The organism is Streptomyces megasporus (genome assembly GCF_000718985.1).
Taxonomy (GTDB): Bacteria; Actinomycetota; Actinomycetes; order Streptomycetales; family Streptomycetaceae; genus Streptomyces; species Streptomyces megasporus.
Genome location: NZ_JODL01000021.1, coordinates 69,787 through 91,441, shown reverse-complemented (window position 1 = coordinate 91,441; position 21,655 = coordinate 69,787). Strand labels below are relative to the sequence as shown.

Genomic DNA, 21,655 nt, shown 5'->3' with positions numbered 1-21,655 from the left:
TCGCCCGCGAGGTCTACCGCGCACTGACCACCCCAGCCACCGGACAAGTCACGCAAAACAGCCTCACCCCTGCGGCTTGACAACCATAGGAGCATCCCGGTCCCCACGGACCGAGGCCGCCGAACGGCCCCGGACGCACTCCCCGTGCGCCCGGGGCCGTCGCTTGGGGAAGGGCGCGGGGCGGGCTTCCCCGCGGCCCCTTTCCGTACGACGGCCCCGCGCGAGGAAGCTCACCGGGGAGCGTCCGTGCCGCGGCCCCGCGCCGTGTTCAGGGTCCTCAGCCGGGCCACCGCCTCCCGCAGGACGTCCTCGCGCTTGCAGAACGCGAAACGGACCTGGGTGCGGCCGGCGTCCACGTCGTCGTGGAAGACGGCGTTGGGGACGGCGACGACCCCGCACCGCTCCGGCAGGCTCCGGCAGAAGGCCAGGCCGTCCTTCTCGCCGAGCGGGGCGACATCGGTGGTGACGAAGTACGTGCCCTGCGGCCGGTGGACCTCGAAACCCGCCTCGGCGAGCCCGTCGACGAGGAGGTCGCGCTTGGCGCGCAGGTCCTCGCGGAAGGCGGTGAAGTACTCGTCCGGCAGGCGCAGCGCCTCCGCGACGGCGTACTGGAACGGACCCGCGCTCACAAAGGTGAGGTACTGCTTGGCCGTCCGCACGGCGGTGACCAGCGGCGCGGACGCCGTGACCCAGCCGACCTTCCACCCCGTGAAGGAGAAGGTCTTCCCCGCGGAGGAGATGGAGACCGTGCGGTCGCGCATGCCGGGCAGGGAGATCAACGGGATGTGCTCCCCGTCGAAGACCAGGTGCTCGTAGACCTCGTCGGTCACCACGAGCAGGTCCCGTTCGACGGCCAGCTCGGCGATCGCGGCGAGTTCGTCGCGGGTGAGGACCGTTCCGGTGGGATTGTGCGGCGAGTTCAGCAGGAGCAGCCGGGTGCGGGGGGTGACGGCGTCCCGCAGGGCGTCGAGGTCGGGGCGGAAGCGGGGGGCGCGGAGGGTGACGGGGACGCGCACCGCGCCGGCCATGGCGACGCAGGCGGCGTAGGAGTCGTAGTACGGCTCGAACGCGATCACCTCGTCCCCCGGCTCCAGGAGGGCGAGGAGGGTGGCGGCGATGGCCTCGGTGGCGCCGGCGGTGACCAGGACCTCGGTGTCGGGGTCGAAGGTCAGACCGTGGAAGCGCCGCTGGTGCTCGGCGATCGCGGCACGCAGTTCGGGGACGCCGGGGCCGGGCGGGTACTGGTTGCCGCGGCCGTCCCGCAGGGCGCGGACGGCGGCCTCCCGGACGGACTCGGGGCCGTCGGTGTCGGGAAAGCCCTGGCCCAGGTTGATCGCTCCCGTCCGGACGGCCAATGCGGACATCTCGGCGAAGACGGTGGTGCCGAACTCGGCCAGGCGGCGATTGAGCGGGGGACGTCCGGAGGCGGTCATGCCGGACATCCTCCGCCGAACCTCCGGATGTCATCAACCCGCCGTGGCCCGGACGGGGGCGAGGACCGGAGGCGGCCCACGGGGACCGCCGAACCTCTGGGCTTGCTCAACTCCATTTCTCCGCAGGTCACAGGTGGTGCATGGTGGGAGCGAGCCCCGTACGGGGGAATGTGTGGACAAGGGGGCACCATGGAATTCCTGGGCTTCGCGCTCGTCGCGCTGTTCGTGGTGTTGATCTTCGCCGTGGTCGGTTCGACCCGGAAGGGCAAGCGCCGCAAGGCGGGCGGCGGGGGCGGCGGTTCCGACAGCGGGTCCTTCAGTTGGTGGGCCGACGGCGGATCGTCCGACGGGGGATCGTCCGACGGGGGCGGCGGCGGTGGCGGCTGTGGCGGGGGCGGCGACTGAGGCGGTGCCCGAGGCGGGGGCGACCGGGTCCCGCCGGCAGCGCTCCCCGTCCGCCCTCGGTCCGTTCCTCTGGACTTCCTCAACTCCGCTGTGAGAGGGGCGTTCACGGGGCATCGTGGACACAGGTCCCACATGGGGGACGTGTGGACAAGGGGGGCTCCATGGATTTCGTCTCGTTCGTTCTTCTTCCGGCGGTCGTGGCCGGTCTGGTGATCGGCGGACTCGCGATCGCGCGCCGCCGGCGCCGTTCGGTCGCCGGTGCGTCCGGTGTCTCCGGTGCCTGGTGGCTCGGGTCCGGCTCGTCGGGCAGGAACGGTTCGTCCGGTGGCGTGGCGGGCTGCGGCGGCGGTGGAGGCTGCGGTGGTGGTTGCGGCGGCGGGTGCGGTGGTGGCTGATGTTCTTTCACCCGTACGGCGGTTGCGGAATGACGGGGAGAACATCTGACCAGGAGGCCCCCCGGTGGTATGGAAAGCAGACGAAAGTGAGTGAAAGGCCTGTGGGCCGCACCCCTTCCGTGGTTCGGTGACTTCTGTACCCGTGTGACAGAGCCCCACGTGGGCACGAGCCGGCAATCAGGCGGACCGTCGGTTCCCTCTCGGAAGGTCCCCGAACGAAGGCCGGCCCACTCTCACTGCGTGCTTGCGGAGCCGACCCATGCTCACCACCCTGAAAGCCCCGTACACCGACACCCGCGCCGGCGACCTCGCCTGGGCGCTCGGTCGCGAACCCCTGCCCGCGCTGGCGACGATGGACATCGAACTGCCGGGAGCGCGGGCGCAGTTGAGGCTGCTCGGAGCCTCCCACCAAGTCCTGCTCCACGAAGCGGACGGCAGTTCCTGCTCGGAGACCGTGGCGTGCATGCCCGGGAGCAGGACGCCGCTGCCGTTGGGCGTGTCCAAACGGATCGACGACCGGGAGTACGCGTTCGCGGCGCGCGTCGAGAAGCTCTCCGAAGGCTCCTTCGCGGGGCGTGCGCAGGAGTTGCTCGCGCTCGTCGCGGACCACCCGCACGGTCTGGCCGGCACCTTCCCCGGCAGTCCCCACGCCTTCACCGCCCTGCTGGTGCAGCACCGCGGCGACCAGGTGCACTGGCGGACCTGGCACGCCTACCCGCAGGAGGGGAGGCTCGTGGTGACGCACACCCGTGTGGGAGCGCGTGTGCGGGAGCCGGAGCGGGCGGGCGTGTGAGCCCGGCGCACGGGTGCCCGCGGTCCGAGCGCGAGACGCCGATGCGGTCATGTGTGCGACCCATTGCACCCTTGTGGGTGACAAGATATGGGTTTGGGGTCCCGTAGCGTTCCCGGCATGATCGAAGCGCCCGCTTCCGCGCCGGCGGAGTCGACCGAGCCCGCGCCGACCCGCGCCCCGGCCCGGCTGCCCGTGCCGGCCGGAGTCGGTCGGCTCCTCGTCCTCACCGCCGTCTTCGTCTGCGCCGCCTGCGGGCTCGTCTACGAACTCGTCCTCATGGCCATGGGCTCCTACCTGGCCGGCGGCTCGGTCACCAACACCTCCGTCGTGCTGTCGGTGATGGTCTTCGCGATGGGTCTGGGGTCGCTGTTCGCCAAGCGGCTGCGCACCCGCGCGGCGATCGGCTTCGGGACGATCGAGGCGCTGCTGGCGCTGGTCGGGGGCTGCTCGGCGATGGCGCTGTACGGGTGCTTCGCCTGGTTCGGCGGGTCACGGCTGGTGCTGATCGGCTTCTCACTGGTCATCGGGGCGCTCATCGGCGCCGAGATGCCGCTGCTGATGACGCTCATCCAGCGGATTCGGAAGCAGGACGCGGGCGGGGCGGTCGCGGACCTGTTCGCCGCCGACTACGTGGGCGCCCTCGTCGGCGGGCTCGCCTTCCCCTTCCTGCTGCTGCCGCTGCTGGGCCAGATCTCGGGAGCCCTGCTGGTCGGGGCCGTCAACGCCACCGTGGGCTGCGCGATGGTGCTGGGACTGTTCCGCGAGGACCTCTCCCACCGCTCACGCCGTGTCCTGCTCCTGACCAACACCCTGATCACCGTGCTGCTGATCGCCGGCATCACCATGGTCGAACCCTTCGAGCGGGCCACGCGCCAGGCGGTGTACGGGGACGGGGCACGGGCGGCGCCGGCCGGTGACGGCCGGCGGGTCGTGCTCGTCGAGGGCGGTGCCTGCGCGGCCGGCTCCCGGGAGGAGGGGATCTCCCTGTTCCTCGACGGCCGGCTGGAGGTGTGCTCCCTGGACGAGCGGCGCTACCACGAGGCCCTCGTCCACCCCGCGATGGCGGCGGGACCGCGCGACAGGGTGCTGGTCCTGGGCGACGGCGACGGCCTCGCGCTGCGCGAGGTGCTGCGCTACCCCGACGTCCGCTCGGTGACCCTGGTGGAACCCGACGTCCACGTGGTCGAACTGGCCCGCACCGACTCCCTGCTCGGCCGCCTCAACCACCGGGCGTTCGACGATCCGCGCGTACGGGTCGAGACCGGTGACCTCTTCGACTGGCTGCGCGCCCGGTCGGGTTCCGGCGGACGGCCGTACGACGTGATCGTCACCGACCTGCCCGGCCCCTCCCACTCGGCGGACACCCGCCCGTACTCACAGGAGTTCTTCGGCCTGGCGGACCGGGCCCTGGCCGCGCGGGGGCGTCTGGCGGTGCACGCCGGGCCGCCGGAGGAGGGACCGCACGCGTACTGGACGGTGGAGACCACGGTGCGGGCCGTGGGCCTGCACACGGTCCCCTATGTGGTGGACGGGCGGCTGTCGGGTTTCCGGGCCCGGCCCGGGGACGTGCGGCTGCCGGAGTCCGAGCGTCCGGCCCACTGGGGGTTCGTCCTGGCCGCACGCGACGCCGACACGTCCCTCTCCCTCGCCCCGGACGGCCCGTCCCTCGGGGCCTTCGGCCGAACGGACCTGCGCCGCGCCGCCGCGCGGGCGGAGGAGGGCCGCGTCACCGGCCTCCCCGTCTCCACCCTGATGCGTCCGCGCTACCGGGGATGAGGGGCCGGGCGGACCGGCGGCGGAATCCGCGACGCGCCCGCGACGTGCCGGTGTCCGCGTGGACGGGGCACTGCCCGGGGGTGTACTGGGTAGGCTCCGCCCCATGGAGCATGAGGTGTACGTTCCGTTCGCTGTCGAGGCCGTGCGGGCGGCGCTCGCCGAACCGGAACGCGTCGCGCGCTGTGTCCCGGGGCTCCAACCCGAGGAGACGGAAACGGTCTCCGGGGATGGTGTGGCCCTCCGGGGACGGCTGCGGGTGCGGATCGGCGGCTCCAGCATCACCTACCGCGGCAGCCTGCGCCTGACGCACGAGGCGCGCGGGACGGGCGGCTCCGAGGACGGAGGCGGGGACGAGCGGTACACGGTCGGCGGCGAGGGCGACGAGGCGCGGGGCGACGGCTCGGTGGAGCTGACCCTGACGGCCGTGCCGCGCCCGGCCGACGACGGCGAGGGCACGGTGCTCGCCTGTGTCGCCGAGCTGAGCGGCACGGGTCGGATCACGGAGTTCGAGGAGAAGCAGCGGGAGACCGCGGGCCGCCGTCTGCTGGACCGCTTCGGCGGGGCACTGGCGGAGAGCATGGCGGCCGACCCGGTCGCCCCGGTGGACGCGCCCGGAACGGTCGCCGCCCCCGGTGGCATCGGCGACCCCGAGGACAACGAGCCCGCGATCCCCGGCATCCCCGCGCCCGAGACGCCCGACTCGGCGGACGCGCGGGAGAGGGAGGCCGTACGCGCCCAGGACCCGGAGGGCGCCGGGGAGCCGGAGACGGCGAACGAGGGAGCGCGGGCCGAGGAGGTACGGGCCGAGGAGGTCGCCGAGGGGATCTTCGAGGCCGAGGTACCGCCGTCGGCTCTCGACTCCGCGAGCGACGATGCGTTCGACCGGACATCCGGCCAGGCGCCCGGCGAGGGAGTCGACGACGACTTCGCCGACGATCTCGATGGCGGCTTCGAGGGGCTCGACGACTTCGACGAGGAATCCTCGCCCCTGACCGCCGAGGCGGCCCACGCCCGCCGGACGATGATCGGCCGCAGCGCCGAGGAGGTGGACCACGCCCCGCCGCGCGGCCGTTACGCCCCCGTTCCCCCGCCGGAGACCACCTCCCCCGCCCTCGCCACACTGCGCTGGGCCGCCCCTGCGGCGGCACTGGTGCTGGCCTCCGCGGTCGTCGTCGGACGCGCGCTCAGGCGGCGTCGCTGATCAATGCGGTCTAGGGTCGAGGACGTGACGGTGGACGAGACGGTGCACGAGACAGAGAGCGGAGTGCGTCTGCGGGCCGGCGACGCCGAGGTGATCATCGAGCCGCGGCAGGGCTGTCGGATCGCCTCGCTGCGCATCGGCGGCACGGAGGTGCTGCGGCAGGGTGAGCGGTACGGCTCGTTCGTGATGGCGCCCTGGTGCGGTCGCACCAGGAACGGGAGGTTCCTCAACGGTGGCGACCTCCACCAACTGCCCGTGAACGCCGGTGACCACGCCATCCACGGCACCGTGCGTGGACGCCCCTGGCGCACGGCCCGCACGGACGAGCGGTCGGCGGCCTTCTACTGCGACCTCACCGACCCGTGGCCCTGGCCGGGGCGGGTGACCCAGGTGGTGGAGCTGGCCGAGGACGGCAGCGGACTCACCCTCACCCTGGGAGTGGAGACGGTCGAGAACTCCTTCCCGGCCCAGGTGGGCTGGCACCCCTGGTTCCTGCGCAACCTCGGCCGTGGCGGGCGGGACGTCACCCTGGACTTCACCCCCGCCTGGCAGGAGGAGCGTGGTGCGGACCACATCCCCACCGGCCGCCGCATCGAGCCGCGGCCCGGCCCCTGGGACGACTGCTTCGGCATGCCCGACGGGGTGGACGTGACGCTGACCTGGCCCGACGAGCTGGAGTTGAAGGTCACCAGCCGCGCCGAGTGGGTGGTGGTCTACGACGAGCAGCCCGAGGCCGTCTGCGTCGAACCGCAGACCGGCCCGCCCAACGGGCTCAACACCCACCCCCACCTGGTGACGCCCATCGAACCGCTGGAGGCCGGCACGGTCTGGACGTGGCGCTCCCTGGGCTGACGTGGCGTTCCTCGGACGGAGGGATGGAAGGGCCGGCATAGGCTCGTCGGCATGAGCGACGTGCGCGAGAAGCTGCTGCGGCAGATCAAGGACAAGGCCGTGGTCCACGGCAGGGTGACCCTCTCCTCCGGCAAGGAGGCCGACTACTACGTCGACCTGCGCCGGATCACCCTGGACGGGGAGGCCGCGCCGCTGGTCGGTCAGGTCATGCTCGACCTGACCGCCGACCTGGAGTACGACGCGGTGGGCGGTCTGACCCTCGGCGCCGACCCGGTGGCCACCTCGATGTTGCACGCAGCCGCCGCGCGCGGCCGGAAGCTGGACGCCTTCGTCGTCCGCAAGCAGGGCAAGGCCCATGGACTCCAGCGCCGGGTCGAGGGCCCGGACGTCGTGGGCCGCCGGGTGCTGGCGGTCGAGGACACCTCCACCACGGGCGGCTCGGTGCTCACGGCGGTCGACGCGCTGCGGGAGGCCGGCGCGGAGGTCGTGGGCGTGGCAGTCATCGTCGAACGCGGCGCGGCCCCGGCGATGCCCCCGCGGTGGTGCGGCACGTGAAACGGTGACGCTGTGTGGTCCGGCCGGGGGTGCGGGGGTTGCCCCCGCGGTGGTGCGGCACGTGAAACGGTGACCCGCCTCGGTCCTCCCCGCCGCTCCACGGCGTGCACCCGCGGGGTGCAGGGGGTGGAGCATTCGCACCCGTCTGGGAGGATGGGGACGACGATGACGTCGATCCGTTGACCCACACCAGAGCCGAACACTTTTCGCACACCATCAAGGAGCGGACAGATGCCCATCGCAACTCCCGAGGTCTACAACGAGATGCTCGACCGGGCGAAGGCCGGCAAGTTCGCCTACCCCGCCATCAACGTGACCTCGTCGCAGACGCTCCACGCCGCGCTGCGCGGTTTCGCCGAGGCGGAGAGCGACGGCATCATCCAGATCTCCACGGGCGGCGCGGAGTTCCTGGGCGGTCAGTACAGCAAGGACATGGTGACCGGCGCGGTCGCGCTGGCGGAGTTCGCGCACGTCGTCGCCGACAAGTACCCGATCAACGTCGCCCTCCACACCGACCACTGCCCCAAGGACAAGCTCGACGGCTACGTCCGCCCGCTGCTGGAGATCTCCCGCAAGCGCGTGGAGGAGGGCCGCAACCCGCTCTTCCAGTCCCACATGTGGGACGGCTCGGCCGAGACCCTGGCCGACAACCTGGAGATCGCCCAGGAGCTGCTGGCCGCCGCGCGGGCCGCGAAGATCATCCTCGAGGTCGAGATCACCCCGACCGGCGGTGAGGAGGACGGCGTCAGCCACGAGATCAACGACGAGCTGTACACCACCGTCGAGGACGCCATCCGCACCGCCGAGGCGCTGGGCCTGGGCGAGAAGGGCCGCTACCTGCTGGCCGCCTCCTTCGGCAACGTCCACGGCGTCTACAAGCCGGGCAACGTCGTGCTCCGTCCCGAGCTGCTGAAGGACCTCCAGGAGGGCGTGGCCGCCAAGTTCGGCAAGCAGAACCCGTTCGACTTCGTCTTCCACGGCGGTTCCGGCTCCACCGAGCAGGAGATCGCCACCGCGCTGGAGAACGGCGTGGTCAAGATGAACATCGACACCGACACCCAGTACGCGTTCTCCCGTCCGGTCGCGGACCACATGTTCCGCAACTACGACGGCGTGCTCAAGGTGGACGGCGAGGTCGGCAACAAGAAGACCTACGACCCGCGTAGCTGGGGCAAGCTCGCCGAGGCCGGCATGGCCGCGCGCATCGTCACCGCCTGCGAGAACCTGCGCTCCACCGGCACCCGGCTGAAGTAACGGCGACGGGAGCCGGGCGCGCGGCGCCGCGCGCCCGGCCCCGGTCCACTGTGGCGGACGAGCCCGGCACCGTTGGGTGCCGGGCTCGTCGCGCACCGGCGGCGACCGTGCAGACTGGGGCCATGGCCATTCACGAGAACCTCCTCGGGGGACCGCCCCCGACCCACCTCCCCGACGACCCCGAGCCGCGTGAGCTGCTCGCGGCGGGCACCTCGCCCGCCGAGGTCGCCGCGAAGCACCCAGCCTCCTCCCTGGCCTGGGCACAGCTCGCGGACGACGCCTACGCCGCCGGACGCACGGTGGAGTCCTACGCCTACGCCCGCACCGGCTACCACCGCGGCCTGGACGCCCTGCGCCGCAACGGCTGGAAGGGGCACGGCCCGATCCCGTTCGAGCACGAGCCGAACCGGGGCTTCCTGCGGGCCCTCCACGCCCTCGCCCGCGCCGCGCAGGCCATCGGCGAGCAGGAGGAGTACGAGCGCTGCACCACCTTCCTGAAGGAGAGCTCGCCCACCGCGGCGGCCACGCTCTCCTGACGGGTCCGTCCCACGGGCCGGTCGGGAACCGTTCGACAACGGTCCCCGACCGGCCCTTGCCGTAGCCGGGACCCGGACCGATGATCTGCGGGTAGGGCCCGGCGACCCCGGGCGAGCGCGCAAGGAGAACCACGCATGTCGTCACAACCGCCCGAGGCCGCCGCCGAAGTCGGCCCGGAGGACCCGAACCTCGACTTCGCGGGTACCACGCCGTACGAGGACTACGTGAAGGCGGACGTCCTCACCCACCTCCAAAACCCACTCTCCGACGACCCCGGGGAGATGGCCTTCCTGGTGACCACCCAGGTCATGGAGTTGTGGTTCACCGTCATCGTCCACGAGTGGCACACCGCCGCCCAGGCGCTGCGCGAGGACGACCTGAGGACGGCGCTGGCCGCGCTGAAGCGCTCCACCTACGAGCTGGTCTCGCTCAACGCCTCCTGGGAGCCGCTGGCCCACCTGACCCCGGCGCAGTTCAACTCCTACCGGGGCGCCCTCGGTGAGGGATCCGGCTTCCAGTCCGCGATGTACCGGCGGATGGAGTTCCTGCTCGGCGAGAAGTCCGCGTCCATGCTCGTCCCGCACCGCGGCGCCCCCCGCGCCCACGCGGAGCTGGAGAAGGCGCTGCACGAGCCGAGCCTGTACGACGAGGTGCTGCGCTACCTCGCCCGCCGCGGCGAGGCCGTCCCCGAGTCCGTCCTGACGCGTGACGTCTCCCAGCGGTACGAGTCCGACCCGCGGGTGGAGGAGGTCTGGGCGCGGATCTACGCCGGCGATCCCGACAGCGACCTGGTGCGCCTGGGCGAGGCGCTGACCGAGGTCGCCGAGCTGGTCTGGCGCTGGCGCAACGACCATCTGGTGGCCACCCGCCGCGCGATGGGCTCCAAGCAGGGCACCGGCGGCTCCGCGGGCGTGGCGTGGCTGGAGAAGCGCGCCCGCAAGAACGTCTTCCCCGAACTGTGGACGGCCCGTAGTCATGTCTGAGCTCACCGAACCGCGCGAAGAGGCGGCCAAGCTGGACGCCGCCGACGAACTGGCCGGGAAGCGCGAGCACTTCGTCCTGGAGGACGAGAAGGGCGAGCGCGTCGTCTACCTCGACGGCAACTCCCTGGGGGCGCTGCCCCGCACCGTGCCCGCCCGCGTCGCCGAGGTGGTGGAGCACGAGTGGGGACGGCTGCGCATCCGCTCGTGGACCGAGTCCGGTTGGTGGACCGCGCCCGAGCGGGTCGGCGACCGGATCGCCCCGCTCGTGGGCGCCGCGCCCGGCCAAATCGTGGTCGGCGACTCCACCAGCGTCAACGTGCTCAAGGCGGTCGTCGCCGCGATCCGGATGGCCCGGAAGGACAACCCGGCCCGCACCGACCTGCTGGTCGACGAGACGACCTTCCCCACCGACGGCTACATCGCCGCCTCCGCCGCCCGGCTGACCGGCGCGGCGATCCGCGCGCTGCCCGCCGACGGCATCCCCGGCTCCGTCGGTCCGCGCACCGCCGCCGTCCTGGTCAACCACGTCGACTACCGGACCGGCGAGCTCCACGACCTGCCAGGCATCACCGCCGCCGTCCACGAGGCCGGGGCCTACGCCGTGTGGGACCTGTGCCACAGCGCGGGCGCCCTCCCGGTCGGGCTCGACGAGCACGGCGTGGACCTCGCGGTCGGCTGCACGTACAAGTACCTCAACGGCGGCCCCGGCGCCCCCGCGTACCTCTACGTCCGCCGCGACCTCCAGTCGCGCTTCGACTCGCCGCTGCCCGGCTGGAACTCGCACGCCGACCCGTTCGGCATGAGCCCCGAGTACGAGCCCGCCGAGGGCGCGGCGCGCGGCCGGGTCGGGACGCCGGACATCCTCTCCATGCTGGCGCTGGAGGAGGCGCTGACCGTCTGGGACGGCGTGGACATCGCGGCGGTGCGGGAGAAGAGCCTGGCCCTGACGGACTTCTTCCTGCGCTGCGTCGAGGCCCATGTCCCCGCCGGGCGCGTGGAGTCCGTGACCCCGGCCGAGCACGCCCGGCGCGGCAGCCAGGTCGCGCTGCGCTGCGCGGACGCGGGCGAGGTGATGGAGGAGCTGATCCGGCGCGGGGTGGTGGGCGACTTCCGCCGCCCGGACGTGCTGCGCTTCGGCTTCACCCCGCTGTACACGTCGTTCGCCGACGTCGAGCACGCCGCCCGCGTCCTGGGCGAGGTGCTGACGGAACGCGCCGCCTGACCGTGGCGGTCGTCGACGGGTCCGTCAACGAGGCGGAGGAGGCGGCGCTGCTGGGTCTGGCCCCGGTGGCGCCGTCCGTCTCCGAGCGGTACGGCCCCCACCCCTCGCAGGTGATCGACCTGTACGGCCCCGAGGACGCGCCCCTGGTGGCCGTCCTGCACGGCGGTTTCTGGCGCGAGGTGTACGACCGCGCCCACCTCTCGCCGCTCGCCGCCGCCCTGGCCGACGGGCACGGGGCGCGGGTGGCGCTGGTGGAGTACCGGCGCGTCGGCGGGGGCGGCGGATGGCCGCACACCGCCGCCGACGTCGAGCACGCCCTGGCGCACCTCGCCGGACTCGGGGAGGTGCGGGCGCTGGTCGGCCACTCGGCGGGCGGCCACCTCGCGCTGTGGGCGGCGGCCCGTGGGGCGGTCACCGGGACGGTCGTCGCCGTCGCCCCGGTCGCCGACCTCGCCCGCGCCCACGAACTGGGCCTGAGCAAAGGCGCGGTCGCCGAACTGCTGGGCGGGGCGGAGCGCGTCGAGTCCCTGCTGCCCGAGGCCGACCCGATGCGGCTGCCGCCGCCGGACCCGGAGGCGGTCGACGTGGTGCTGCTCCACGGCACCGAGGACGCGGACGTGCCCGTCGAGCTGTCCCGCCGCTACGCCGCCGCCCGTGGCGCCCGGCTGGTCGAGCTGCCCGGCACCGGCCACTACGCGCCCGTCACCCCCGGCACGGCCGCCTTCGCACGGCTGGCGGCACGGGTCGTGGACGCCCGGGGTCCCGCGCGGCATCCGGACGCGTAGTACTCGAGGAGGACGCCCGAGGATGCGACCGCGGGCGGACGACCGGGACGCACGCGCTCCCTAAGCTCGTTGCCGTGACCGAGACGACGACGAAGACGATCCCGTCGGCCGCCCCCGCCGCCGAGCCGCGCACCGAGCTGGGAATGGTCCGCGACACCCTGCGCGGGCTGCGCGAGGACCTGCTCACCGGGGCCTTCGCGTTCCGCCCGCTGCCGCCGCTGCCCGAGGACCACCGGCTGCCGCGCCGGCTGCCCGAGGCCGTGCGCGATCACGCCCGTCGGCTGCCGCACCTGGCCATCGCCGGTCTGGCGCTGCTGCTGATGTTCATCGAGGTGGTCGACAACTACCACGACGGCGTGCTCGCGCTCGTCCGGGCTCTGTTCCTCGGGGCGCCCCTGGTCCTGGCGCTCTTCCGGCCGATCGGGGCGTTCTGGCTGTCGCTCGCGGGCCTGTCCTTCACGGCGCTGTTCACCGGCGGCTCCGGGGCCGTCTGGCCGTGGACGGGCTCCGCCTTCGTCGCGCACCTGGCTCTGGTGCTGGTCGTGGCCGCCCGTTCCCGGCCGCGGGTGGCGGCCCACCTGTGGGGGACGACCGTCCTGGCCGGTTGGCTCATCTCCGTGTTGGCCTCTCGGGGAGATCAGACGGCCGTCGTCGCCATGGGGATGCTCTCCGGGATCGCCCTCGTTCTCCTGCTCTTGGTGCGCGGCTGGCGCGAGTCGCGCCGGGAGGTCGTCGAGCAGGTGGCGGTGGTGGCGGAGGAACGGTCCCGCCGGACGCTGTTGGAGGAGCGCACCACCATCGCCCGCGAACTGCACGACGTGGTCGCCCACCACATGTCCGTCGTCGCCATCCAGGCGGAGGCGGCCCCCTACCGGGTGAAGAACCCGCCCGAGGAGCTGGTGACGGCCCTGGCGACCATCCGGGAGAACGCCGTCACCGCCCTGACCGAACTCCGCCGCGTCCTGGGCGTCGTCCGCGCCGACCTCCCCGCCGACCTGGACGGGTGGGGCCCGGAGGCCCCGCAGCCCACCCTCGCAGACCTGGACGACCTGCTGGCCAACGTGCGCCGTGCCGGGCTGGAGGTGGAGGCGGTCACCACCGGGAGCGTGCGGACGCTGCCGCAGGGCGTGGAACTGTCCGCGTACCGCATCGTGCAGGAGGCGCTGAGCAACACCCTGCGCCACGCGCCCGGCGCGAGCGCCCGCGTCGAACTGGGCCACGTCCCGGTGGGGTTGGGTCTGCGGATCGTCAACGGCCCGCCCACGGAGGCCGCCACGGCGTCCTCGGGCGCCGGGCACGGTCTGCTGGGGATGCGGGAGCGGGTGGCGATGCTCGGCGGCGAGCTGACCGCGGAGGCGACGGACGACGGTGGTTTCGCGGTGGAGGCGTTCCTGCCGGTGGAGCCGGAGGCGCGAGGGACCGACGGGGGGACCGACGGGGGGACGGAGTGCTGAACCCCCCGACGGAAGGGGCCGGGACGCCCGTGCGGGTGGTGATCGTCGATGACCAGATGATGGTCCGCGAGGGCTTCTCCGTCCTGCTGAACGCCCAGCCGGACATCGAGGTCGTCGGGGAGGCGGTCGACGGGCGCGAGGCGGTGGAGAAGGTCGTCGAACTCGTCCCGGACGTCGTGCTGATGGACATTCGGATGCCCCGGCTCAACGGCCTGGAGGCCACCCGTGAGATCTGCGCCGCCAGTCTCCCCACCCGCGTGCTGATCCTGACCACCTACGACCTGGACGAGTACGTCTACCAGGCGCTGCGCGCGGGGGCGAGCGGCTTCCTCCTCAAGGACGCCTCCGCACGCCAACTCGCCCACGGAGTAAGGACGGTGGCGGGCGGCGACGCGCTGCTCGCGCCGACGGTAACCCGGCGACTGATCGTGGAGTTCTCCCGGCTGTCCTCGGTCGCCGGGCCGCGCGCCCCGCTGATGGAGCGCGTCGGGGACCTGACCGAGCGGGAGACGCAGGTCCTGGCGCTGGTCGCGCAGGGCCTGTCCAACGGCGAGATCGCCGACCGGCTCGTCGTCGCCGAGTCCACGGTGAAGACCCATGTCAGCCGGGTGCTGGTGAAGTTGGGGCTGCGCGACCGCACCCAGGCGGCCGTCTTCGCGTACGAGTCGGGGCTCGTCACCCCCGGCGGCTGAGCCGCCTCCTCCGGCCGTCACCTCCGGTCGCCGCCTCCGGCTGCCTGGGACGGGCCGGGACGGGGGAACCGGTCACGGATCGGTTGCCGTCGTCAACAACGTGCGTGCACACCTCTATTCTCGACGGACGAGGTGAACGGGGAGGAGCCGCGCGCGATGGAACCACTGGGGGACGGGGATCCGCGCTGGGTGGGCGCGTACCGACTGTTGGGCAGGTTGGGGGCCGGCGGCATGGGCCGGGTCTACCTGGCCCGCTCCGAACGCGGCCGTACGGTCGCGGTGAAGGTCGTTCAGGAGGAGCTGGCCCGCCAACCCGCCTTCCGCGAGCGCTTCGCCAAGGAGGTCACCGCCGCCCGGCGGGTCGGCGGCGAGTGGACGGCGCCGGTGCTGGACGCCGACACCGACGCCGAGACGCCGTGGGTGGCCACCGGCTACATCGCCGGCCCGTCCCTCCAGACGGTGGTGGACGAGGACTACGGCCCGCTGCCGGAGCACACGGTGTACGCGCTGGCCGCCGGACTGGTCGAGGCGCTGCGGGCGATCCACGGCGCGGGGCTGGTCCACCGCGATCTGAAGCCGTCGAACGTGCTGGTCACCATCGACGGTCCGAAGGTGATCGACTTCGGCATCGCCCGCGCCCTGGACTCCGTCACCTCCGGCGGGCTGACCCAGACCGGCGCGGTCATCGGCTCGCCGGGGTTCATGTCGCCCGAGCAGGTGCGCGGCGAGCGCGTCGAGCCGGCCAGTGACGTCTTCTGCCTGGGCACGGTGCTCGCCTACGCCGCGACCGGGCGGATGCCGTTCGGAACGGCCGACAGCGGCTTCCACGCGCTGCTGTTCCGCATCGCCGAGGAGGCGCCGGACCTGAGCGGCCTGACCGGGACGCTGCGGGAACTGGTGGCGGGCTGCCTGGCCAAGAACCCGGCCGACCGGCCCACGTTGGACGACCTCGCGGCCCGTATCGAGGCCCACGTTCCACGGGGCGGCACCTGGTTGCCCGGTGAGGTGCTGGCCCAGCTCGGCCGGCACGCCGTCCGGCTCCTGGACAGCGAGGACCCCGACGCCACCTCGGCCGGCGCGTTCGGGCCCTCCGCCGCGGCGGGCACGGCCACACCGCCGCCCGCACCGGCCGGCGGCCCTGGGGGGTTCACCGGGATGGGCATGCCGTCCACACCGCCCCCGCCCTCGTACCCGTCGTCGGTTCCGGTCACCGCCCCGATCAACGGTCCGCTCAACGGACCGGTCGGTGGCCCGCTCAACGGACCGGTCGCGGGGCCGTACGGGGGAGCCGGCCGGCCGTGGAACTCCACGCCTCCGCCCGGGGTCACCGCGCCCTATCCGGCCGCGGCCGGCGCCCGACCGGGGATGGCGCGCTCGGCGCGCGGACTGTCCCTCGCGCTGTGCGCGGCGTTGAGCGCGCTGCTGCTGTGCACGCTGGTCCAGTTCGTCGTCCACGTCCGTCTCTACGACGAACTGGAGGCGCTGACGTCGAACAGCCTCGCCGACCCCGCCCTGGACTACGAGTCGCTGGTGGTGACCAGCGACGTGATGACGTTCCTGGGCGGGTTGTTCGGCCTCCCGGTGGTCGTGCTGTGGCTGGTGTGGTTCTGGCGGGTCCGGATGAACGCCGAGGCGTTCGCCCCCGGGCAGATCCGCCACGCCCCGGGCTGGGCGATCGGCTCCTGGCTCGTGCCGGTGGTCTGCTTCTTCATGCCCAAGCAGATCATGAACGACATCTGCGACCACAGCGATCCCACCTCCACCCGGACCACCTGGTACGGCCCCCGGCAGAGCAGCAACCGCGGCCTGCTCAACGGCTGGTGGACGCTGTGGCTGATCGGCCTGGTCGGCGGTGTCCTCAACCACGAGCTCTGGTACGAGGCCGCCACCGTCGAGGACGCGGAGGGCACCGTGGCCCTCTCGCTCATGCTCGACCTCCTGGCGGTCCCCGCCACGGTTCTGGCGATCCTGGTGGTGCTGCGCCTGACGGCGCTCCAGGAGGACCGCATCACCGCACGGCGCTGACCGCCCCCGGACGGCACCGGGCCGTGCCGTCGGCCCGTCGGCCCGTCGGCCCGTCACATGAGGCGCACCCGGCTCCGCACCGGACGCGGACGTCGCCGGCGCAGGGCCGGCAGGCCGCGGCAGGCCAGCCCCACGAGGACGGCCCCGCCGACGGCCTGCCCCCAGGGGAACCCGTCCGACGAGGACCGGGCCGGACCCCGCGCGCCGGTGTGGAGGAACGACGTGGAGAGCGGTTCCCCGGTGCCGCAGACGGCGACCACGGGGTAGCTGTGGCCCACGGGAAGCCCCGGTCGCAGGGTGGCGACGGCCCGTCTCTCCCCGTCCGGCCCGCCCTCGCCGGTCCGTTCGAGGCCGACGGTCCGTTCGAAGGCGGGTGAGGAGACGACCCCGCCGGAGCCGCCGTCCTCGCACACGGCGCGCACCCTCACGGCCGGGGCACCGTCGCCGCCGTGGGGGCTGAGGACGAGTTCGGGGCCGCTCCCCGGCCCGCTCGGGCCGTCGTCCGCGGCGGCCGGGACGGCGGCCACCAGGACCAGGGCCGCGGCGACCGCGGTGGTGGGGAGGGAACGGCCGCGGCACCGTGGGGGCCGCGTCGACCGCCGGGAGTGCGGAGTCTGCATGGCAGGGCGACCTCCTGCGACGTGCCGGTCCGACGTCTGTGGCGCCGTCCGCGACGCCGTACGTGGTGTCGCCCCCATGCGAGCAGCGTTCCCGCCGCCTCGCACCTCCAGCGGGTGCGGGCGGATGACGAGGGTGCGCCGTCCGGACCAATGCCCGGCCGCCCGCCGCCGGCCGCGCCCGCCGCCGGCCGCGCCCGGCCGGGCGCACCGGCCGGGTCCGTCAGCCGATGTCCCGGCGGCGGAACGTGGCGAGCCCGACCGCCGTCGCCGCGACCGCGAACAGCGACAGCCACAGGTACGGGGCCGCGGTCGCCTCCCCGCCCGGCAGCTTGGGCAGGTGGGTGAACGGGGTGAGGTTCATGACCCACTGCGGCAACTCCAGCGTCGGGCCGATCCAGCCGATGACGAGCACACCGGTGACCAGCGCCCACGCCACCGCGCTCAACCGGGGGAGAACCCCGAAGATCAGCACCGTCACCCCGGCGAGCAGCCACACCGCGGGCGTCTGCGCCAGCGTCGCGACGACGACCCGTCCCACCGCGCCCGGTTCCCCGGCGGTCAGGGCGTGGCTCGCGCCCATGCCCAGACCGGCGAGGGCGAGCAGGACGACGGATCCGACGAAGACGATCAGCAGGTGGCCGGCCGCCCAGCGCGGTCGGGACAGCGCCCCGGTGAGGACGGGTTCGGCGCGTCCGGAGGTCTCCTCGCCGCGCATCCGCAGCACCGCGCCCGCCGCGTAGACGGCGGCGATCATGCCGAACAGCCCGGCCAGGGCGGCAAGGAAGGCGTCGGTGATGCCCTCCGCCCCGCCCATCCGTTCGATGATCCGGCGGCTCTGCTCGTTGTCCCCGAGCAGGTCGCCCGCGCCGTCGACCATGCCGCCGAATGCCAACCCCGCCAGCACGAAACCGACGCTCCAGCCCAGCAGCGAACCCCGTTGGAGCCGCCAGGCCAGCCCGTACGGGCCGGCGATCCGGCCCTCGGCGGGGCCGGGGCGGGTGGCCAGGAAGCCGGCGCCGATGTCGCGCCGCCCGGCCAACTCGTACGCCGCGGCCGTCGCCACCACGGCCAGGGCCAGGGGCAGCAGCAGGACGAGGAAGCGTTCGTCGGCGAACGGCCGGACGTTGCGCGCCCACCCCAGCGGGGAGAGCCAGGCCAGGGGCGAGGAGCCGTCCGCCGTGCCGGAGTCGCCGGCCGCGCGCAGCACGAACGCGGCGCCGAGCGCGGCGCCCGTCAGCCCCTTGGCGAGCCGGGCGCTCTCGGTGAACTGGGCGGCCAGGGCGGCGAACGAGGCGAAGACGAGTCCCGCGCAGCCGATCGCGAGTCCCGTCGCCAACGAGCCCGCGGCGGGCAGCCCGGTGCCGATCAGGGCGAGGGAGACCAGGGCGGCGATGGCGGCGTCGGCGACCGCGGCGGCCAGCAGCGCGGCGGTGAGCGGGGCACGACGGCCGACCACCGCCGAGGAGATCATCTCCTGGCGGCCGGTCTCCTCCTCCTCACGGGTGTGCCGCACCACCACGACCATGCTCACGATGGCGGTGAGCACGGTGCCCATGGTGAGCAGCTCCCAGACGGAGAGCGCGCCCTGGGAGTGGCCGAAGACCGGGCCGTACAGGGCGCGGATCGAGCTGTTGGCGTTCGACGACTCGGCCACCTGGGCGCGTTCGGCGGCGGTGGGATAGAACTCGGCGACGGCGACGGCGCTCTGTGCGGCGAGGGTGGCGAGCAGCACCGCCCACACCGGGATCAGCACGCGGTCGCGGCGCAGCGCGAGCCGCAGCAGCGTCCCGGTGCCGGTCAGCTCGTGGCGGAGGCCGCCGCGGAGCGCGGCGGTCGTGGGGTGGGTGGCGGCGGTCATGACGCCACGACCTTCTCGTCCGCGCCCTCGCCGGCGCCGGCGACCGTCTCGTCCTGGTAGTGCCGCAGGAACAGCTCCTCCAGGGTGGGCGGGGTGCTGGTCAGGCTGCGGACGCCGGCCTCGCCGAGCCGGCGCAGCACGCCGTCCAGCTTGTCGGTGTCCACCTGGAGCCGCACCCGCCTGCCCTGGACGGACAGGTCGTGCACACCGGGCAGGTCGGCGAGCTCGCCCGGTTCGCCCGCCAGTTCGGCGCTGATGGACGTGCGGGTCAGGTGCCGCAGGTCGGCGAGGGAGCCGCTCTCGACGGTGACGCCCTTGCGGATGATGCTCACCCGGTCGCACAGCGCCTCGACCTCGCTGAGGATGTGGCTGGAGAGCAGCACCGTCCGGCCGCGCTCGCGCTCCTCGGCGACGCAGTCCCGGAAGACGCCCTCCATGAGCGGGTCGAGGCCGGAGGTCGGCTCGTCCAGGATCAGCAGTTCGACGTCGGAGGCGAGGGCGGCGACCAGGGCGACCTTCTGACGATTGCCCTTGGAGTACGTGCGGCCCTTCTTGGTCGGGTCCAGCTCGAAGCGCTCCAGCAGGTCGTCGCGGCGCCGGCGGTCGAGCCCGCCGCGCAGCCGTCCGTAGAGGTCGATGACCTCGCCGCCGGAGAGGTTGCGCCAGAGGGTGACGTCACCGGGGACGTACGCCAGGCGCCGGTGGAGCTCGACGGCGTCGCGCCAGGGATCGCCGCCCAGGAGGCGGGCGGTGCCGCCGTCGGGGCGCAACAGTCCGAGCAGGACGCGGATGGTGGTGGACTTCCCCGCGCCGTTGGGGCCGAGGAACCCGTGCACCTCGCCGGTCTCGACCTTCAGGTCGAGGCCGTCGAGCGCACGGGTCCGGCCGAAGGTCTTGACGAGGCCGGACACCGAGATGGCTGTGGTTGCCGTGGTCATGATGGCGAAATTACACTTACTTCAGAAACTTGTGAAGTTAGAAAATGGTCGATGCGAACGAGATTCCACGGCCCGGGGGATGATCGTGTGATGGTGAGTGGACAGCCGAGCAGGACGGGAGAGCCGAGGGACCCGGCACACCCCAGGGATCCGGGATATTCGGGAGAGGTGGAGAAACCGAGAGAAAACGTCACGAAACCCTACTACCCGGAGGTCGCCGAGTTCGTCGAGCGCTTCGCCGCCGAAATGGCCGAGGCGGGCATGCAGCGGATGGCCGCGCGCGTCTTCGTCTGCCTGCTGGTCCAGGACTCCGGCGCGCTCACCTCGGCGGAACTCTCCGAGCGCCTCCGGATCAGCCCGGCCGCCGTCTCCGGCGCCATCCGCTACCTCTCCCAGATGCACCTGGTCGTCCGCGAACGGGAGCCCGGCTCGCGCCGCGAGCGCTACCGCGTCTACACGGACACCTGGTACGAGGCGGTCGCCGACCGCGGCGCGCTGTTGAACCGCTGGATCACCATCTTCGAGCGCGGTGCCCAGGTCGTCGGCCCCGACGCCCCGGCGGGACGGCGGCTGACGGAGACGATGGAGTTCTTCGCGTTCATGAAGGGCGAACTCGCCGGGATGATGGACCGCTGGTACGCCCACCGCGACGCCCTCCGCGCCGCCGGCCGGGGGATTCACGACGGCCCCGTGTCCTCTCCCTGAGCCCCCGAGCCCCCTGAGCCCCCTTAGCCCCCCTGGGCCACTGAGCCCTTGGGGCCGCGGGCCGTCAGGACGTGGCCGGCGCGGACCGCTGCTGCGGGACGGCCGGATCGGCCGGGACGGTCAGCCGCAGGGCCGAGGGGTGGGCCGTCCAGGTGCGGGTGTGGACGGGGCCGGAGACCACCGCGTCGGCGCGGTAGCGGAAGTACGTCCCGGAGACCGTGACCGTCCGGGCCCGGGCCCGCACCGGATCGGGCGTCGAACGCTGCCGCACCACCACGTCCGCGAGGCCGCCGCCCGGCGCGACGGAGACGCCCTCCACCGGACGGTCGAGGTCGGCGAGCAGCACCCCGTCCGCCTCCACCCGCAACCGCGGGGCCTGCGGGTCCGGCGCGGGACGGGTCAGGGTGCGGACCAGGGAGCGGTAGCGGTGCAGCGGCCCGCGCTCCGTGCGCTCCCGCACCGGCGGGATGCGCAGGCCCCCCAGCACCACACCGCCGCTGTCGTCTATCAGCAGGTCGAACCGTCGCTCCGCCCCGTCCAGCACCGTCCGAGCCGCCCGGACGGCGTCCAGCGGCACCCCCAGCGACCCGGCCAGCGCGACCGACTTCGGCCGCCCCACCGGGACGACGGACAGCGCGCAGTCCGGCAGCTCGCGCTCCCTGTGCAGCAGCCGCACCGCGCGCAGCAGCGCCCGGTCGTCCCCGACGACCACCGGATGCCTGCGGCCTCTGCGGGCCAGGGCGCGTGCGGCCTCCTCGGGGCTGTCCGGCAGGGACAGTTTCACCCCCGGGGCCCCCGCGCACAGCACGTCCCTGGCGATCCGTACGGATTCCCCGTCCGTACGGCGGGCGAGCGGGTCGATGAGCACGAGCAGTGGATGCGGAACCGGCACCTCGGTTCGGTCCTTCCTCGGGGTCGTCCATGGCGGGGGCCGATGGGAAATGGCTGAAATTCGACGGGGGGATGTCAGGGGGATGGCGGGGGACGTCAGGGGAGGAGCGGGCGGGAATTCGACGGGACCGACGGGGACGGGTGGCGTGAGCGGGGCTGTCGCGTTCGCCTCCCGTCGGAGGAGTCCGGTAATCTCTCGGTGCAAGAGCCCCTGTGTCGCTGTTGCGCCAGGGGCTTCGTCGATTCGGGGCACCGGTCCGACGGTTCTTGGACGGCGCGTG

General features: G+C 73.5%; 20 protein-coding genes. 15 read left to right on the top strand and 5 right to left on the bottom strand.

Annotated elements, in window-relative coordinates; genetic code table 11:
* Positions 1-230: 230 nt before the first annotated feature.
* Positions 231-1,442 (bottom strand): pyridoxal phosphate-dependent aminotransferase, encoded by a 1,212-nt coding sequence (locus IF47_RS0118550; RefSeq protein WP_031509962.1) that lies wholly within the window; start codon positions 1,440-1,442, stop codon positions 231-233.
* 180 nt (positions 1,443-1,622) lie between these two features.
* Between IF47_RS0118550 and IF47_RS30285 the strand changes: the two genes are divergently transcribed.
* From IF47_RS30285 to IF47_RS0118475, 14 genes are all read left to right on the top strand, one after another.
* Positions 1,623-1,838 carry a hypothetical protein gene (locus tag IF47_RS30285; RefSeq protein WP_031509961.1) on the top strand — a complete coding sequence of 72 codons (216 nt, stop codon included), beginning with the start codon at positions 1,623-1,625 and terminating at the stop codon, positions 1,836-1,838.
* A 654-nt stretch (positions 1,839-2,492) separates the two neighbouring features.
* Complete coding sequence (locus IF47_RS0118535; protein ID WP_031509960.1) at positions 2,493-3,026, top strand: DUF2617 family protein; 534 nt, start codon at positions 2,493-2,495, stop codon at positions 3,024-3,026.
* A 117-nt stretch (positions 3,027-3,143) separates the two neighbouring features.
* Positions 3,144-4,802, top strand: a complete 1,659-nt coding sequence (locus tag IF47_RS0118530) for a polyamine aminopropyltransferase (protein ID WP_031509957.1) — start codon at positions 3,144-3,146, stop codon at positions 4,800-4,802.
* Between the two features lie 103 nt (positions 4,803-4,905).
* A complete protein-coding gene (locus IF47_RS0118525) occupies positions 4,906-6,003 on the top strand; it encodes an SRPBCC family protein (RefSeq protein WP_031509956.1) in 1,098 nt (365 codons plus the stop codon).
* A 3-nt stretch (positions 6,004-6,006) separates the two neighbouring features.
* Entirely contained in the window at positions 6,007-6,855 is an 849-nt protein-coding gene (locus IF47_RS0118520) for an aldose epimerase family protein (protein ID WP_078591944.1), read from the top strand.
* 51 nt (positions 6,856-6,906) lie between these two features.
* Positions 6,907-7,410 (top strand): orotate phosphoribosyltransferase, encoded by a 504-nt coding sequence (gene pyrE, locus IF47_RS0118515; protein ID WP_037732896.1) that lies wholly within the window; start codon positions 6,907-6,909, stop codon positions 7,408-7,410.
* Between the two features lie 231 nt (positions 7,411-7,641).
* Positions 7,642-8,664: a class II fructose-bisphosphate aldolase gene (gene fbaA, locus IF47_RS0118510; RefSeq protein ID WP_031509950.1), complete on the top strand. Its 1,023-nt coding sequence runs from the start codon at positions 7,642-7,644 to the stop codon at positions 8,662-8,664.
* Positions 8,665-8,786: 122 nt separating this feature from the next.
* Positions 8,787-9,200 (top strand): DUF3151 domain-containing protein, encoded by a 414-nt coding sequence (locus IF47_RS0118505; RefSeq protein WP_031509948.1) that lies wholly within the window; start codon positions 8,787-8,789, stop codon positions 9,198-9,200.
* A 135-nt stretch (positions 9,201-9,335) separates the two neighbouring features.
* A complete protein-coding gene (locus tag IF47_RS0118500; RefSeq protein ID WP_031509946.1) occupies positions 9,336-10,184 on the top strand; it encodes a tryptophan 2,3-dioxygenase family protein in 849 nt (282 codons plus the stop codon).
* Complete coding sequence (kynU, locus tag IF47_RS0118495; protein ID WP_031509944.1) at positions 10,177-11,406, top strand: kynureninase; 1,230 nt, start codon at positions 10,177-10,179, stop codon at positions 11,404-11,406. Before IF47_RS0118500 ends, kynU begins: the two co-directional genes overlap by 8 nt.
* Before the next feature lie 2 nt (positions 11,407-11,408).
* A complete protein-coding gene (locus IF47_RS0118490) occupies positions 11,409-12,191 on the top strand; it encodes an alpha/beta hydrolase family protein (RefSeq protein WP_031509942.1) in 783 nt (260 codons plus the stop codon).
* A 74-nt stretch (positions 12,192-12,265) separates the two neighbouring features.
* Complete coding sequence (locus IF47_RS0118485; protein ID WP_031509940.1) at positions 12,266-13,645, top strand: sensor histidine kinase; 1,380 nt, start codon at positions 12,266-12,268, stop codon at positions 13,643-13,645.
* On the top strand, positions 13,639-14,337 hold the full coding sequence (locus tag IF47_RS0118480) for a response regulator (protein WP_169745225.1): 699 nt from the start codon (positions 13,639-13,641) through the stop codon (positions 14,335-14,337). Before IF47_RS0118485 ends, IF47_RS0118480 begins: the two co-directional genes overlap by 7 nt.
* A 156-nt stretch (positions 14,338-14,493) precedes the next feature.
* Positions 14,494-16,362, top strand: coding sequence for a protein kinase domain-containing protein (locus IF47_RS0118475; RefSeq protein ID WP_031509937.1), 1,869 nt, complete (start codon positions 14,494-14,496; stop codon positions 16,360-16,362).
* A 53-nt stretch (positions 16,363-16,415) separates the two neighbouring features.
* On the opposite strand, the gene IF47_RS0118470 is transcribed toward IF47_RS0118475, so the two are convergent.
* The 3 genes from IF47_RS0118470 to IF47_RS0118460 form a co-directional block, all read right to left on the bottom strand.
* Positions 16,416-16,982 carry a hypothetical protein gene (locus tag IF47_RS0118470; RefSeq protein WP_031509934.1) on the bottom strand — a complete coding sequence of 189 codons (567 nt, stop codon included), beginning with the start codon at positions 16,980-16,982 and terminating at the stop codon, positions 16,416-16,418.
* Positions 16,983-17,202: 220 nt separating this feature from the next.
* Positions 17,203-18,840: an ABC transporter permease gene (locus IF47_RS0118465; protein WP_031509932.1), complete on the bottom strand. Its 1,638-nt coding sequence runs from the start codon at positions 18,838-18,840 to the stop codon at positions 17,203-17,205.
* Positions 18,837-19,778: an ABC transporter ATP-binding protein gene (locus tag IF47_RS0118460; RefSeq protein ID WP_037732895.1), complete on the bottom strand. Its 942-nt coding sequence runs from the start codon at positions 19,776-19,778 to the stop codon at positions 18,837-18,839. Before IF47_RS0118460 ends, IF47_RS0118465 begins: the two co-directional genes overlap by 4 nt.
* Positions 19,779-19,946: 168 nt before the next feature.
* Here IF47_RS0118460 and IF47_RS0118455 point away from each other — a divergent pair, with 168 nt between their 5' ends.
* The gene (locus tag IF47_RS0118455; protein WP_051717852.1) at positions 19,947-20,483 is read left to right on the top strand and encodes a GbsR/MarR family transcriptional regulator; all 537 of its coding nucleotides are present in this window, start codon (positions 19,947-19,949) and stop codon (positions 20,481-20,483) included.
* A gap of 64 nt (positions 20,484-20,547) precedes the next feature.
* Here the strand turns inward: IF47_RS0118455 and IF47_RS0118450 are convergent, their stop codons facing one another.
* A complete protein-coding gene (locus tag IF47_RS0118450; protein WP_051717851.1) occupies positions 20,548-21,375 on the bottom strand; it encodes a diacylglycerol kinase family protein in 828 nt (275 codons plus the stop codon).
* Positions 21,376-21,655: the final 280 nt, after the last annotated feature.

Coding starts and splice junctions, on each gene's coding strand:
- IF47_RS30285 (WP_031509961.1), top strand. CDS start 1,623: ATGGAATTCCTGGGCTTCGCGCTCGTCGCGCTGTTCGTGGTGTTGATC.
- IF47_RS0118465 (WP_031509932.1), bottom strand. CDS start 18,840: ATGACCGCCGCCACCCACCCCACGACCGCCGCGCTCCGCGGCGGCCTC.
- IF47_RS0118525 (WP_031509956.1), top strand. CDS start 4,906: ATGGAGCATGAGGTGTACGTTCCGTTCGCTGTCGAGGCCGTGCGGGCG.
- IF47_RS0118530 (WP_031509957.1), top strand. CDS start 3,144: ATGATCGAAGCGCCCGCTTCCGCGCCGGCGGAGTCGACCGAGCCCGCG.
- IF47_RS0118505 (WP_031509948.1), top strand. CDS start 8,787: ATGGCCATTCACGAGAACCTCCTCGGGGGACCGCCCCCGACCCACCTC.
- kynU (WP_031509944.1), top strand. CDS start 10,177: ATGTCTGAGCTCACCGAACCGCGCGAAGAGGCGGCCAAGCTGGACGCC.
- IF47_RS0118500 (WP_031509946.1), top strand. CDS start 9,336: ATGTCGTCACAACCGCCCGAGGCCGCCGCCGAAGTCGGCCCGGAGGAC.
- IF47_RS0118520 (WP_078591944.1), top strand. CDS start 6,007: ATGCGGTCTAGGGTCGAGGACGTGACGGTGGACGAGACGGTGCACGAG.
- IF47_RS0118475 (WP_031509937.1), top strand. CDS start 14,494: ATGGAACCACTGGGGGACGGGGATCCGCGCTGGGTGGGCGCGTACCGA.
- pyrE (WP_037732896.1), top strand. CDS start 6,907: ATGAGCGACGTGCGCGAGAAGCTGCTGCGGCAGATCAAGGACAAGGCC.
- IF47_RS0118535 (WP_031509960.1), top strand. CDS start 2,493: ATGCTCACCACCCTGAAAGCCCCGTACACCGACACCCGCGCCGGCGAC.
- fbaA (WP_031509950.1), top strand. CDS start 7,642: ATGCCCATCGCAACTCCCGAGGTCTACAACGAGATGCTCGACCGGGCG.
- IF47_RS0118460 (WP_037732895.1), bottom strand. CDS start 19,778: ATGACCACGGCAACCACAGCCATCTCGGTGTCCGGCCTCGTCAAGACC.
- IF47_RS0118550 (WP_031509962.1), bottom strand. CDS start 1,442: ATGTCCGGCATGACCGCCTCCGGACGTCCCCCGCTCAATCGCCGCCTG.
- IF47_RS0118470 (WP_031509934.1), bottom strand. CDS start 16,982: ATGCAGACTCCGCACTCCCGGCGGTCGACGCGGCCCCCACGGTGCCGC.